This window comes from Spirabiliibacterium mucosae, assembly GCF_014884965.1.
In the GTDB taxonomy this organism is placed as follows: Bacteria; Pseudomonadota; Gammaproteobacteria; order Enterobacterales; family Pasteurellaceae; genus Spirabiliibacterium; species Spirabiliibacterium mucosae.
This window is the reverse complement of sequence record NZ_JABTBO010000014.1, coordinates 20,313-33,318: the sequence shown is the minus strand read 5'-3', so window position 1 is coordinate 33,318 and position 13,006 is coordinate 20,313. Positions and strand designations below refer to the sequence as shown.

The 13,006-nt window shown below is 53.0% G+C and carries 14 protein-coding genes and 2 pseudogenes; 12 read left to right on the top strand and 4 right to left on the bottom strand.

Annotation, left to right across the window (positions count from 1 at the left end):
* Nucleotides 1-3 precede the first annotated feature (3 nt).
* From HPC37_RS06685 to agaF, 12 genes and pseudogenes are all read left to right on the top strand, one after another.
* Nucleotides 4-621: a 2-dehydro-3-deoxy-6-phosphogalactonate aldolase gene (locus HPC37_RS06685; protein ID WP_208122394.1), complete on the top strand. Its 618-nt coding sequence runs from the start codon at nucleotides 4-6 to the stop codon at nucleotides 619-621.
* Between the two features lie 80 nt (nucleotides 622-701).
* Nucleotides 702-1,187 carry a tRNA (adenosine(37)-N6)-threonylcarbamoyltransferase complex ATPase subunit type 1 TsaE gene (gene tsaE, locus HPC37_RS06680; protein ID WP_208122393.1) on the top strand — a complete coding sequence of 162 codons (486 nt, stop codon included), beginning with the start codon at nucleotides 702-704 and terminating at the stop codon, nucleotides 1,185-1,187.
* A gap of 36 nt (nucleotides 1,188-1,223) precedes the next feature.
* Nucleotides 1,224-1,574: pseudogene (locus HPC37_RS10930) on the top strand (AMIN domain-containing protein); the annotation flags it as partial.
* A gap of 105 nt (nucleotides 1,575-1,679) precedes the next feature.
* Nucleotides 1,680-2,597 (top strand): annotated as a pseudogene (locus HPC37_RS10925) (N-acetylmuramoyl-L-alanine amidase); the annotation flags it as partial.
* Between the two features lie 7 nt (nucleotides 2,598-2,604).
* The gene (mutL, locus tag HPC37_RS06670) at nucleotides 2,605-4,407 is read left to right on the top strand and encodes a DNA mismatch repair endonuclease MutL (protein WP_208122391.1); all 1,803 of its coding nucleotides are present in this window, start codon (nucleotides 2,605-2,607) and stop codon (nucleotides 4,405-4,407) included.
* Nucleotides 4,404-5,357, top strand: coding sequence for a tRNA (adenosine(37)-N6)-dimethylallyltransferase MiaA (gene miaA / locus HPC37_RS06665; RefSeq protein ID WP_208122390.1), 954 nt, complete (start codon nucleotides 4,404-4,406; stop codon nucleotides 5,355-5,357). The genes mutL and miaA overlap by 4 nt, the downstream gene beginning before the upstream one ends.
* A 108-nt stretch (nucleotides 5,358-5,465) precedes the next feature.
* On the top strand, nucleotides 5,466-5,729 hold the full coding sequence (hfq, locus tag HPC37_RS06660) for an RNA chaperone Hfq (protein WP_208122389.1): 264 nt from the start codon (nucleotides 5,466-5,468) through the stop codon (nucleotides 5,727-5,729).
* Nucleotides 5,730-5,743: 14 nt separating this feature from the next.
* The gene (gene hflX / locus HPC37_RS06655; protein WP_208122388.1) at nucleotides 5,744-7,084 is read left to right on the top strand and encodes a ribosome rescue GTPase HflX; all 1,341 of its coding nucleotides are present in this window, start codon (nucleotides 5,744-5,746) and stop codon (nucleotides 7,082-7,084) included.
* A gap of 178 nt (nucleotides 7,085-7,262) precedes the next feature.
* Nucleotides 7,263-7,742, top strand: coding sequence for a PTS N-acetylgalactosamine transporter subunit IIB (gene agaV / locus HPC37_RS06650; RefSeq protein ID WP_208122387.1), 480 nt, complete (start codon nucleotides 7,263-7,265; stop codon nucleotides 7,740-7,742).
* Between the two features lie 11 nt (nucleotides 7,743-7,753).
* The gene (gene agaW, locus HPC37_RS06645; protein ID WP_208122386.1) at nucleotides 7,754-8,530 is read left to right on the top strand and encodes a PTS N-acetylgalactosamine transporter subunit IIC; all 777 of its coding nucleotides are present in this window, start codon (nucleotides 7,754-7,756) and stop codon (nucleotides 8,528-8,530) included.
* On the top strand, nucleotides 8,520-9,368 hold the full coding sequence (gene agaE / locus HPC37_RS06640; RefSeq protein ID WP_208122385.1) for a PTS N-acetylgalactosamine transporter subunit IID: 849 nt from the start codon (nucleotides 8,520-8,522) through the stop codon (nucleotides 9,366-9,368). Before agaW ends, agaE begins: the two co-directional genes overlap by 11 nt.
* Nucleotides 9,369-9,416: 48 nt before the next feature.
* On the top strand, nucleotides 9,417-9,884 hold the full coding sequence (agaF, locus tag HPC37_RS06635) for a PTS galactosamine/N-acetylgalactosamine transporter subunit IIA (protein WP_208122384.1): 468 nt from the start codon (nucleotides 9,417-9,419) through the stop codon (nucleotides 9,882-9,884).
* Here the strand turns inward: agaF and yjjG are convergent.
* The 4 genes from yjjG to djlA are packed head-to-tail and all read right to left on the bottom strand — an operon-like array spanning nucleotide 9,853 to nucleotide 12,958.
* Nucleotides 9,853-10,563 (bottom strand): pyrimidine 5'-nucleotidase, encoded by a 711-nt coding sequence (yjjG, locus tag HPC37_RS06630; RefSeq protein WP_208122383.1) that lies wholly within the window; start codon nucleotides 10,561-10,563, stop codon nucleotides 9,853-9,855. The genes agaF and yjjG overlap by 32 nt on opposite strands.
* Nucleotides 10,550-11,509 carry a tRNA dihydrouridine(16) synthase DusC gene (gene dusC / locus HPC37_RS06625; protein WP_208122382.1) on the bottom strand — a complete coding sequence of 320 codons (960 nt, stop codon included), beginning with the start codon at nucleotides 11,507-11,509 and terminating at the stop codon, nucleotides 10,550-10,552. Before dusC ends, yjjG begins: the two co-directional genes overlap by 14 nt.
* Complete coding sequence (locus HPC37_RS06620; protein ID WP_208122381.1) at nucleotides 11,502-12,110, bottom strand: DUF2238 domain-containing protein; 609 nt, start codon at nucleotides 12,108-12,110, stop codon at nucleotides 11,502-11,504. The genes dusC and HPC37_RS06620 overlap by 8 nt, the downstream gene beginning before the upstream one ends.
* Nucleotides 12,110-12,958: a co-chaperone DjlA gene (djlA, locus tag HPC37_RS06615; RefSeq protein WP_208122380.1), complete on the bottom strand. Its 849-nt coding sequence runs from the start codon at nucleotides 12,956-12,958 to the stop codon at nucleotides 12,110-12,112. The genes HPC37_RS06620 and djlA overlap by 1 nt, the downstream gene beginning before the upstream one ends.
* Nucleotides 12,959-13,006: the final 48 nt, after the last annotated feature.

Sequence of the window (13,006 nt, the reverse complement as noted above, 5' to 3'; positions counted from 1 at the left end):
ATTATGAAAAATAAATTTGAAAGCTGTCTTAATGCCTGCCCAATTATTGCCATACTAAGAGGTATTACGCCAAAAGAGTGTCTAGAGGTGGGTAATTTACTTTACAAAGCAGGCATCAGAATTATTGAGGTGCCTCTTAATTCACCCTATCCTCTTGAGAGCATTAAATTACTTAAAGATCATTTCAAAGAGAGCGCAATTATTGGTGCTGGCACAGTGTTGACTGTCAAAGATGTTATTGCATTGCACGAAATAAATGCCGAAATTGTTATCGCACCCAATCTAGATACTGATGTTGGCCTTAAAGCAAAACAATTGGGCATGCTTTGGCTTCCTGGCGTGATGACACCTTCAGAGGGTTTTACTGCCTTGAAATATGGTGCTGATGGTTTGAAACTCTTCCCATCTGAAATGATTTCACCTTCCGTTATCAAAGCGTGGAAAAGTGTTTTCCCTAAAAACACGAAACTCATCCCTGTCGGTGGTGTTAATGCAGAAAATAGTAAAGCCTTTATGCAAAGTGGCGCATCTGCACTTGGTATCGGTGGGAATATTTTCAAAGCAGGCGATACCTTAGATGAAATTCAAACTAAAACACAACGGCTTATTACATCACTGTAATTTAGCACTATGCAGTTGTAATCTTGCCACAACCACCCTAAGATAGCGGCATTGTGTGATGTTAAAACAGCCAAGGATTGATGATGCAGGGGTGGACTAAAACGTGTGAGGATGAAACCGCACTTTTGGGTGTGGCGCGGGCGTTTGCGCAAGTGGTGAAGGCGCAAGGCTGCGCTGTGTGTGTCTATTTAAACGGTGAACTGGGTGCGGGCAAGACGACCTTTAGCCGCGGGGTGGTGCAAGCGTTGGGGCACGATGGCAATGTGAAAAGCCCGACTTACACGCTGGTGGAAGAGTATCATCTGTCGCCGCTGGCGGTCTTTCATTTTGATCTCTACCGCTTGGCTGACCCTGAAGAGCTCGAATTTATGGGCATTCGCGATTATTTTGACGCCCATGCACTGTGTTTGATCGAGTGGCCAGCCAAGGGCGAGTGCTTTATCAATCCGCCCGATGTGGTGCTGGATATCGCCTATCAAAACACCGGCCGCCGCTTGACCTTTACGCCGCAAAACGCGTTGGGCGCACAAATTGTTTGCCAATTAGCGCAAATTTTCGCACAATAAGCAGTTTCAACTTCAATTAAGAGGAACTTGGCTGTGATGAGCACTTTGGCACGCGTTTGGACTGCGCTGGCGCTGATTTTTTTGTTTTGCGTTTCGGCTTTTGCCGGCACCTTGACCAACGTGAAGCTAAGCGAGAACAACGCCAGCACGGAGGTGCGCTTTGCGTTTTCGCTGCCAAGCAAATTCAGCTACTTTCCTTTGCATAACCCTGAACGGCTGGTGATTGACTTTCAAAACAGCCAATTAGACAACAAATCCCTGCTGCCTGTGCGTGGCAATGGTGCGGTGAAAAAAGTGCGCACCAGCCAATCCCCGCGCAGCACCACCTTGCGTGTGGTGCTCGAGCTTGAAGGCAAAAGTGCGGTCAAGTTTGCGCAAAAAGGCAAAACGGTGACCGTCACGGTGCCCAAAACCGCGGGAGCCAAAAGCACAAGTGCGGTCAACACCGCCAAGCAAGTCAGCCAAAGCAAACCTGTCACCAAAGCCGCCCCCGTGCCACCGCCTGCGCGCCGCTCAGGGGTGCTCACCATCGCCATTGACGCGGGCCACGGCGGCAAAGACCCAGGCGCAACAGGCGCGAATTTGCAAGTACGGGAGAAAAACGTTACCTTGCAAATCGCCAAAGAGCTCAAAGCCATGCTCGATGCCGACCCGCGCTTTCGCAGCGTATTGACCCGCCGTGGGGATTATTACATCTCGGTGCCCGAGCGCTCTGAAATCGCGCGCAAAAACAAGGCCAATTATTTAATCTCAATCCATGCGGACTCCAATATGAAAGCGAGCTTTCAAGGGGCGTCGGTGTGGGTGCTTTCGAACAAGCGCGCCAACAGCGAAATGGGCCGCTGGCTGGAAGATCACGAAAAACAATCCGAGCTGCTTGGCGGCGCGGGCAACGTGCTGGCCTCGCATGACGAAAAATACTTAAACCAAACGGTGCTGGATTTGCAATTTGGCCACTCGCAGCGCGCGGGCTATCAATTGGGGCAATCGATTTTGCGCCGCATTGGGCGGGTGGCAAGTTTGAGCAAAAACCGCCCGCAGCATGCCAGCCTTGGCGTGTTGCGCTCGCCGGATATTCCCTCTGTGCTGGTGGAAACGGGCTTTTTGTCTAATGCGCGTGAGGAGCAACTACTCTCCACCACGGCGCACCGGCGCAAAATTGCCAATGCGATTTATCAAGGCTTGATCGATTATTACAACACCAGCGGTGAAGCCGCCAATTATAAAAGTGCGGTGCCCGCCAGCACCAGCAAAAGTGCCGCCAGTGGTGATGTGCCGAGCGTGCATGTAGTTAAGCCGGGTGAGAGCTTGGGGCTGATTTCGATTAAATACAACATTAAACTGCGTGAGTTGCGCCGCCTCAACGGCCTGAAAGACGACAACGTGCGCGTTGGGCAAAAAATTAAGTTGAAATAAGATGCCGATTCAAATCCTGCCACCGCAATTGACCAACCAAATCGCCGCCGGCGAGGTGGTCGAGCGCCCAGCCTCGGTGGTCAAAGAGTTGGTGGAAAATAGCCTGGATGCTGGCGCCAGTGAAATTGTTATCGACATTGAACGTGGCGGTGCGCAGCTCATTCGCGTGCGCGACAACGGCGTGGGCATCGCCAAAGACGAACTCACACTCGCTCTTGCCCGCCACGCCACTAGCAAAATCAGCGATTTAGATGACTTGGAGCACATTTTAAGCTTTGGCTTTCGTGGTGAGGCATTAGCCAGCATCAGCTCGGTGTCGCGCTTGACACTCACCTCACGCACCGCCGAGCAAAGTGCGGCTTGGCAAGTCTATGCCGAAGGGCGTGATATGCTCGCCACCTTAAAACCCGCCGCGCACCCTGTTGGCAGCACGGTGGAGGTGGCTACGCTGTTTTACAACACGCCTGCACGACGCAAATTTATGCGCACCGAAAAAACGGAATTTGGCCACATTGACGAGGTCATCCGCCGCATTGCATTGGTGAAAAACACCACTGCCTTCACCCTCACGCACAACGGCAAAGTGGTGCGCCAGTACCCGAAAGCGCACAGCGAGGCGCAAAAACGCAAACGCTTAAGCCAAATTTGTGGCGCGGAGTTTGTCCAGCACGCGCTGGAAATCAACTGGCAACACAACGACATGCACCTTTACGGCTGGGTGGCGGACACGCAATTTTTACGCCATCAAAATGACCTTAATTACAGCTATGTTAATGGCCGCATGATGCGCGATAAAACGCTGCTGCACGCCATTCGCCAAGCCTATGGCGAGCAGCTCGACAGCCAGCTTTATCCTGCTTTTGTGCTTTTTTTAGACCTCGACCCAAGCTTGGTGGATGTCAATGTTCACCCCGCCAAGCATGAAGTGCGGTTTCACCAAGCGCGCTTGGTGCATGATTTTGTCTATCAAGGCGTGAAAGAAGCGCTCAGCCAAGCCGATCAATTGCCCCTCAACGCGCCAAGCCCCGCCACTAACCGTGCTGCGGCAGGCGTGAACAGCTTCACCGACACCGCGCGCAGCACAAGCGCGCCGTTTAAACACGCCACCACCACGGTGCCCAAAGCGTGGCGGGAAAGTTATCGCCAGCTGCTGAGCACCGAGAGCGCGCACGAGCCGCAGGCGCACTACGCCACGCAACCTGCCCGCACGCTAGCACCACCGGTTGAAACGCAAAGTGCGGTTCGCTATGAGCAAGCACCCGCACAAAGTGTGGTGACGGCCAGCGAGCACCATTTACGATTGCTCACCTTGCTCAGCGACAGCCAATTGATTCTTTTGCAAAAAGGCCAGCAGCTTTATGTTTGCCACGCCGCCAAATTGGCTGCCACGGCGCAGGCCCTGGCGTTGCAGCACCATGTGCAGCGCCATGCGTTGTTGATCCCACTCGTGCTGCGCTTAGACAGCGCGCAACACGCCCGCTGGCAGGCGCAAAAAGGCTTTTTCGACACGCTTGGGTTTGAAGTGAGTGAGTATCCACAAAATGAGGCTTGCCGGCTGACCATCAGCGCCGTGCCAACCCAGCTGCGCCACCACAATTTGCAGGCCTGCCTGCTGGGCGCACTGTCACAGGATCACCACAGCATTGCTGATCTCGCCCTCGCCCTTTGCCAACGCCTTGAGCACACCATGACCTCACTGGCCGATGCCAGCCAAGCATTGGCGACGGTTGAGCGCGAAGATGCCCGCGCGCTGACCGCACTTTTAATGCCGCTGGATCTCTCGCCCTACCGAGGCCTGCAATGAGCCGCAAGCCACTCGCCCTGTTTTTAATGGGGCCAACCGCCTCGGGCAAAACCGATTTGGCCATCCGTTTGCGGGCACACTTGCCGGTTGAGCTCATCAGTGTGGACTCCGCGCTGATTTATCGCGGCATGGACATCGGCACCGCCAAGCCCAGTGCCGAGGAGCTTGCGCTCGCCCCGCACCGCTTGATTGACATCAAAGACCCCGCCGAGCGCTACTCTGCCGCGGATTTCCGCGCCGATGCGCTGCGCGAGATGGCGGATATCACCGCGCAAGGCAAAATCCCGCTACTGGTGGGTGGCACCATGCTCTATTTCCGCGCACTGCTTGAAGGGCTCTCGCCACTGCCAGCGGCAGACAGCAAAGTGCGGTCAGAAATTGAACGCGCCGCGCAAGAAAAGGGCTGGGATTACTTGCACCAACAGTTAGCCAAGGTGGATCCTGTTTCCGCCGCGCGCATTCACCCCAATGACCCGCAGCGCATCAACCGAGCGTTGGAAGTTTATTATCTTTCGGGTAAAAGTTTAACCGAGCTGTCGCAAACGGTAGATAATAATTTGCCTTATCACATTGCACAGTTTGCTATTGCACCTGCCGAGCGCGAAATTTTGCACCAGCGCATTGAGCAGCGCTTTGATATGATGCTGTCCGCCGGCTTCGAGCAAGAGGTGCGCGCGCTGTATGCTCGCGGTGATTTGCATTTGGATCTACCGTCGATGCGCTGTGTCGGCTATCGCCAAATGTGGGAGTATCTGCGCGGCGATTACGATTGGGCCGAGATGCGCTATCGCGGCATTTGCGCCACCAGGCAGCTGGCCAAGCGGCAAATCACCTGGCTGCGCGGCTGGAAGCATCCGTTAACGTGGCTCGACAGCCTTGAAGGCGAGCAAAATAAAAATCACGTTTTGCAAAAAATAACACAAAGTGATAATTTCCCTGCGCTTTCCTGATGACTTTTGTCAAGAAAGTTGCTATATTGGGCGTGGAGACTTATTTTCTTTATTTCTCACATAATTATGTTTTTTTGACGCTAACCTATAACAATTAAGGAATTCATTATGGCAAAAGGACAATCCTTACAAGATCCTTATTTGAACTCGCTTCGTCGTGAGCGTATTCCTGTATCAATTTATCTCGTCAATGGCATCAAGCTGCAAGGGCAAATTGAGTCGTTTGATCAATTTGTGATTTTGCTGAAAAATACCGTTAGTCAAATGGTGTACAAACACGCGATTTCAACTGTTGTGCCCGCTCGCGCGATTTCTCACCACAGTGGTAACGCCAACCAAGCCGCCAGCAGCGACAGCGTTGAAAACAGCTAAGGCCAGCCCATCGAATGCCTGAAGTAGAGCAAAAGGCAAATTCTGCCTTTGATATTACTGTCAGTGCGGCAAAAGGCGTGCGTGAACACGAGAAGGCGATTCTCGTGCATGTGTTTTTTTCGCAACAAAAAGACGTCGAAAACATCGAAGAGTGCCGCCTGCTGGCCAGCTCCGCCGGTGTTGATGTGCTTGAGGTGCTCACCACCAGCCGCTCAACGCCACAAGCCAAATACTTTGTCGGCCTTGGCAAAGCCGAAGAAATAGCCGCCGCGGTGAAAGCCCACGGCGCCGATTTAGTGCTCGTCAACCATTCTCTCAGTGCCGCGCAAAACCGCAATTTGGAAAAACTTTGCGATTGCCGCGTGATTGATCGCACCACCTTGATTTTAGATATTTTCGCCCTGCGCGCACGCTCTCACGAGGGCAAGCTGCAAGTTGAACTCGCCCAACTCAAGCATATTTCCACCCGCTTGGTGCGCGGCTGGACTCACCTTGAGCGACAAAAAGGCGGCGTGGGGCTAAGAGGCCCGGGTGAAACCCAGCTGGAAACCGACCGTCGCTTAATCAAAGTGCGGTTGAGCCAACTGCAAGCCAAGCTGGCGAAAGTGGCCGCCCAACGCAATCTCAACCGCCGCACCCGCGCCAAAGCCGAAATTCCAACCGTGTCGATTGTCGGCTACACCAATGCGGGCAAATCCACGCTGTTTAACGCCCTGACCCGCTCGGAGGTGTATGCCGCCGACCAACTTTTCGCCACCCTTGACCCCACACTGCGGCGCTTGGAGCTTGAGCAAGTCGGCACCACCATTTTGGCCGACACCGTGGGCTTTATCCGCCATTTGCCTCATGATTTGGTAGAAGCGTTTAAATCCACACTGCAAGAAACCACCGAAGCCACACTGCTGCTGCACGTGCTCGATGCCAGCGACGAGCGCCGTGAAGAGAACATTGACGCGGTGCGCGGCGTGCTCGATGAAATTGGCGCGCAAGATGTGCCGCAACTGCTGGTGTATAACAAAATTGACCTGTGCGACAACGTAGCGTCGCACATTGACTACGACGACCAAGGCCGGCCAAGTGCGGTTTATATTTCCGCGCAAGCAGGCCTAGGGCTTGATTTACTGCTTTCGGCCATCACCCAGTGGCTGAAAAACACCATGGTGGATGTCACACTCACCTTGCCCGTCCACGCCGGCAAATTGCGCCATGCGTTATACCAAGAAAATGCCATCACCGCCGAGCACATTGATGATCACGGCCAATTTCACCTCACAGTGCATATCGACAGCGTCAAATGGCAGCAGCTCCTCGCTCGCTTTGATACCCTCGCCAACTTTGTTGAACAACAAAACTAAACCGCACTTTCTGATTTTTTAATCAAAATAAAAAATTTTGTGAACTACATCTTGTTTCGCGCATTGGGCGCTTTACGCCTTAAGCAAACGTTTTCATAATAGGCCCATCACCAAATTAGAATGTGATGAAGCAAGCAGTTGGGCGCGTGCCCATTGGCCTATCGCTAAGGAGAGAAATATGCCAAATATTGTACTAAGTCGTATTGATGAAAGATTGATCCACGGGCAAGTGGGCGTGCAGTGGGTCGGCTTTGCTGGCGCAAATTTAGTCTTGGTTGCCAACGATGAAGTTGCCGAAGATGAAATGCAACAAAACTTAATGGAAATGGTGCTGGCTGATGGCATTGCGGTGCGTTTTTGGCCATTGCAAAAAGTGATCGACAACATTCATAAAGCCGCCGATCGCCAAAAAATCCTGCTCGTGTGCAAAAAGCCTGCCGATTTCTTGAAATTGGTGGAAGGCGGTGTGCCTGTGAAACGCATCAACGTCGGCAATATGCACTTCACTGAAGGCAAAAAACAAATTCACAAAACCGTTTCTGTTGACCAAGCAGACATTGACGCGTTTGAAAAACTCAAAGCCCACGGCGTTGAGTGTTATGTGCAAGGCGTGCCAACAGAAGAATCTCACGATCTGTTCAAATTACTCAATAAATAAGGGGGCATAGAATGGAAATTAGTTTACTGCAATCCATTATACTCGGTATAGTGGCGTTTTTTGCAGGGCTTGACCTGTATAACGGCTTAACTCACTTCCACCGTCCGGTTGTGCTCGGCCCGATTGTCGGCTTGGTGCTTGGCGATTTGCAAACCGGTATCCTCGTCGGTGGTACGCTTGAGCTGGTGTGGATGGGCTTGGCGCCGTTGGCGGGTGCTCAACCACCGAATGTGATCATCGGTACTGTGGTGGGTACGGCCTTTTCCATCACCACCAAAACTGACCCGAAAGTGGCCGTTGGGGTGGCGGTGCCATTTGCGATTGCGGTACAAATGGGAATCACCTTCCTGTTCTCTGTGATGTCGGCTGTGATGTCTCGCTGTGACCAAATGGCTGAAGAGGCTAACTTGCGCGGCATTGACTGGGTTAACTACTTAGGCTTGTTGGTACTCGGTACATTCTATTTCTTCTGCGCCTTCTTGCCGGTGTATTTCGGTGCCGATCATGCAGGTAAAATCATCGAAATGTTGCCAAAACAAGTGATCGACGGCCTTGGCGTTGCCGGTGGCATTATGCCAGCGATTGGGTTTGCTGTGCTGATGAAGATCATGATGAAAAATGTGTATATCCCGTATTTTATTCTAGGTTTTGTTGCCGCAGCTTGGTTGAAACTACCAATCTTGGCGATTGCTGCCGCCGCCACTGCCATGGCGCTGATTGACTATGCGCGCAAAGGCACTGAAAAACCTGTTGTTGTGAAAAAAGAGGAGTTTGAAGATGGAATCTAAAACAACCGAGCAACAAGCACTACAAAACGACAACTTCTATGAAGATCAAACTATCGGTGCTGAGCTGACAAAACACGATATTAATGTGATGGCGTGGCGTTCACTGCTGTTGCAAGCCTCTTTCAACTATGAACGTATGCAGGCTGCTGGCTGGCTTTATGGCCTCTCTCCAGCATTGAAAAAAATCCACACCAACAAAAATGACTTAAGCCGTGCGATGAAAGGCCACTTAGGCTTCTTCAACACCCACCCATTTTTGGTGACCTTCGTCATGGGGATTGCTTTGGCGATGGAACGTTCAAAACAAGACGTTAACGCCATTCAATCTACCAAAATCGCCGTTGGTGCGCCACTCGGTGGGATTGGGGATGCGATGTTCTGGCTGACCTTGCTGCCAATTTGTGGTGGTATCGGTGCCAGCCTCGCGCTGCAAGGCTCTCTTATGGGCGCCATCTTCTTCTTTGTGGTGTTCAACATTGTGCACTTTGCTTTGCGTTTTGGTTTGGCGCACTACTCTTACCGCATGGGTGTGGCGGCAATTCCTGTGATCAAAGCCAACACCAAAAAAGTCGGCCACGCTGCCTCCATGGTGGGGATGACCGTTATCGGTGCGTTGGTGGCCACCTACATCCGCTTTAACACCACCCTTGAAATTACCGCAGGGGACGCGGTGGTCAAGGTGCAAGAGGATGTGATCGACAAACTGATGCCAGCCTTCTTCCCGCTGGTGTACACCTTGTTCATGTACTACTTGGTCAAACGCGGCTGGTCGCCACTGCGATTGATTATCCTCACCGTGATTTTAGGTATTGGTGGGCGCTTTTTGGGCGTATTATAAAAACAACATCGGCTGGGGCTCCCAGCCGATAATTTTTAAGGAGTCATTATGATTAGCATGGTTGTGCTCGGTCACGGGCAATTTGGGACAGGCTTGCAAGCGGCAATGCTGCAAATTATCGGCCCACAAGAAAATGTGGCCTTTTTAAACTTCACCGAAAGCAAAAGCCCCGCGGAGCTGAAAGACGAAATTGAAAGCGCATTAGATGACATGGGCCGTGATGACGGCGTGTTATTTTGCTGCGATATTTTAGGCGGCACACCGTTTCGCACCGCCTCCACCGTTGCGCACACCCTCGACACCGTTGAGGTGATTGCTGGTGCTAACTTGCAGATGGTGATCGAATGTGCGATGGAAAAAGACGGTTTATCCTTCCCAGAATTGGTCGATTTGGCGGTGGAAAGCGGCACTCGCGGCATCGTTAAACTCAGCGATGAATTAGCCAAGAAAAACAAAGCCGCGCCAACGACGAAGACGACGGCATCTAATGCAAAGTGCGGTCACACCGCACTTTGACTTTCCCCAACACCTGCGCGGTGAGCTCGGCCATCGCGCCAATTTGCCACGTTGGCACCACATCTGCACACGCCTGGCCTTGCGGGTTGACCCAGCAACACGAAATCCCAGCATTGAGTGCGCCTTGAATGTCGGTTTCCAGGCTGTCGCCGACCATCAAAACCGCACTTTTATCCACCACGCCCGCTTGGCTTAATGCGTAATCAAAAATGCCGCGATGTGGCTTGGCCACGCCCACTTGTTCAGAAATCGCGACAAAAGCAAAGTGGTGCGCCAAGCCCGTGCGCGCTAGGCGAAGCTGTTGCAAGGCCGTGAAGCCGTTGGTGATGATCCCAAGTTTCACATCATGGGCGCGCAAGCATTCGAGCGTCTCCACAACGCCAGGCAGTGGCTGGCAAATTTCAGCCATTTTAAGCAAAAATTGATGGTTCAGCGTATCCGCACTGACGCGCAATTTCGCCGCCAGCTGGGCAAAGCGTGTGGTTTGCAACTGCGCGGCAGTGATCTGCCCTTGGTTATATTGCGACCACAGCGGCTTGTTGAGCTTTTGGTATTGGGCAAAATCCGCCGCACTAAAGCCCACGCCGTAATCCGCCAGCAGCAATTGCAGCCCGCGAAAAGCATCAAACGAAAAGAGCGTTTCGTCCGCGTCAAAAAAGACCCATTCAAATCGTGCCATCACTGTGCTCCTGTGCGTAATCGTTCACCGCTTGGCAAAGTGCGGTGTGTTCCATTATCGGCTTGATGCGCTCAAACAGCGTGAGCGCTTGGAGGTACTGCACCATTAAAAAACGCAGCCACTGCTTGATGCGCGCAATATGATAAAGCTCGCGCTGCTGCGCGTCTTCAAGCGCGAGGTAGGCTTGCAGCAACGCCACCACCGCCGGCCAGCCCATGGGCGCGGCTTGCTGCTTTATCACGCGGGATAAATTCGGCAAGCCTAACGCGCCACGCGCCACCATCAAGCCCGCGCACTGCGTGAGGTGCACGCAGCGCTCGGCATCTTGTGCGCGCCAAATTTCCCCATTGGCGATTACCGGAATCGGCAAAGCGCGCGCCAGCTCGCCAATTTTGACCCAGTCGATTTTCTCCGCGCGGTAACCATCGAGCTTGGTGCGACCGTGTACGGCAATTTCGTCTGCGCCGCCTTGCACCACGGCATCGGCAATCTCAAACGCTTCGCTGCTGCAAGCCCAGCCTAACCGCACTTTGACACTCACCACCGCCTTGCCCGCGGCTTGGCGCAGTGCGCGCGTGGCGCGATAAATCAGCTCAGGGTCTTTGAGCAAGCTGGCGCCACCACAGCTGCCGTTGACGGTTTTCGACGGGCAGCCGCAGTTGAGATCAATCCCGTGCGAGCCCAATTTCAGCGCCAGTTGTGCGTTTTCGGCCAGATACTCAGGCGATTGGCCGAGCAGTTGCACCCGCACAGGCGTGCCCGCTCGAGTGCGCCCTTGGTTCAACAGCTCTGGGCAGAGGCGATAAAACAGTTTTTCAGGTAGGCACTGGTCAACCACGCGCACAAACTCCGACACGCACAGGTCGTAGTCATTCACACTGGTGAGCAGCTCGCGCATCAGCGGGTCAAGCACCCCTTGCATTGGGGCGAGGATGAGCCTAGGCATCGCGGTGTTGCCAATAAAAAAGGCAAAGTGCGGTCAGCGCGCCGAGGGTGTCGGCGAGCATGTCTTTTTGCGCATCCCACACATCGCCTTGGCTGCCTAAAAACGCCGCGCCTTCATCGCCGCCAGCCAGCACGGCATATTGCCACTCAATCAGCTCATAGCTGGCGGCTAAGCTCATGATAAAAAACAGCCCAAACAGCATCGCTAAAGTGCGGTTGCACGCGCGCTGACGCAGCAACAGCTCCGCCACGGGGTAAGCATAAAAGCCGATGGCAAAATGCGCCGCGCGGTCAAAGTGGTTGCGCCCCTCGCCCAGCCACGGCGCCAGCAGGTCATTACCCCAGCCGAAAGGGACGTGCTCGAAAGTATAATGGGCGCCGATGGTGTGCATAATCAGCCACACACTCATCAAGGCATAGGCCGTTTGGCTGAACTGAAACCTAGTGTAAGTGAGTGCTAACAAGGCAAACACGGCGATAATCGGGATAGCCTCGGCATACCACACCGCACGCGAGTGAGGCGCAATGCCCGACCACACAAGCAGGCACAAAATAAACCCGCACAGCAGTGCGGGCAAAAGATGACGCGCGCGCGACGGCATTATTTCCACCCGTTGGCTTTGCAGATCATGTCATAAGCCGCTTGGATTTTTTGCGCTTTTTCTTTGGCAATTTCCATCATCTCCGGCGGCAAGCCTTTGGCCACCAGCTTGTCGGGGTGGTATTCGTTCATCAATTTGCGATACGCGCGCTTAACGGCCGTTTTGTCATCATTTTCACTCACGCCCAACACTTGATAGGCCGCGTTGAGGCTGTTTTGGCTGGTGTAGCCTGTGCGTTGCTCTTGATAGTCATAACCGCCTTGGCTTTGGCTGCGTTGTTGCCCGCCACCGCTGGTGAAGTTTTGCGCAGCAAAAATCATCGCCATCATCTGCTCAAATTGCAGCTGGCTTAAACCCAGTTCTTGAGCGATCACAAACAGCAGCTCGCGTTCGGCGGTTTCAATTTGGCCGTCTAAAAGTGCGGTTTGAATTTGGATATCCAAAAACATCCGCAACAAATCTGGCCGTTGGCCACAACTTTGGCGAAATTCACGGATCACTTGCCGCACTGGGAAATCGCTCTGCTTGCCTTGATTAAAAGCCTCTTGCGCCATTTTGCGCCCGTTGGCGTCTAGGTTGAGGCGGTTCATCAGCGATTGCGCCATTTGGATATCTTCTTCCGTCACGCGCCCTTTCGCCTTGCTCAAGTGCCCCATCACGGCAAACGTGGTTTGCAAAAACAGCTGCTGGCGCGTTAACTTGCGGGCAAAAATACTCGAACTGACCGACCCCAGTTCATAGAGCTTTTTGTCCGCCATGTGCCCTAAAATGACACCAAAAATCGCGCCAAAAAAGCCACCATAACGGTAGCCTAAAATAAAACCTAAAATTTTCCCGATAAAATTCATTTCCTATCCTTGACCGCACTTTGGTTTTTTCAAATTCTCGACAGTATA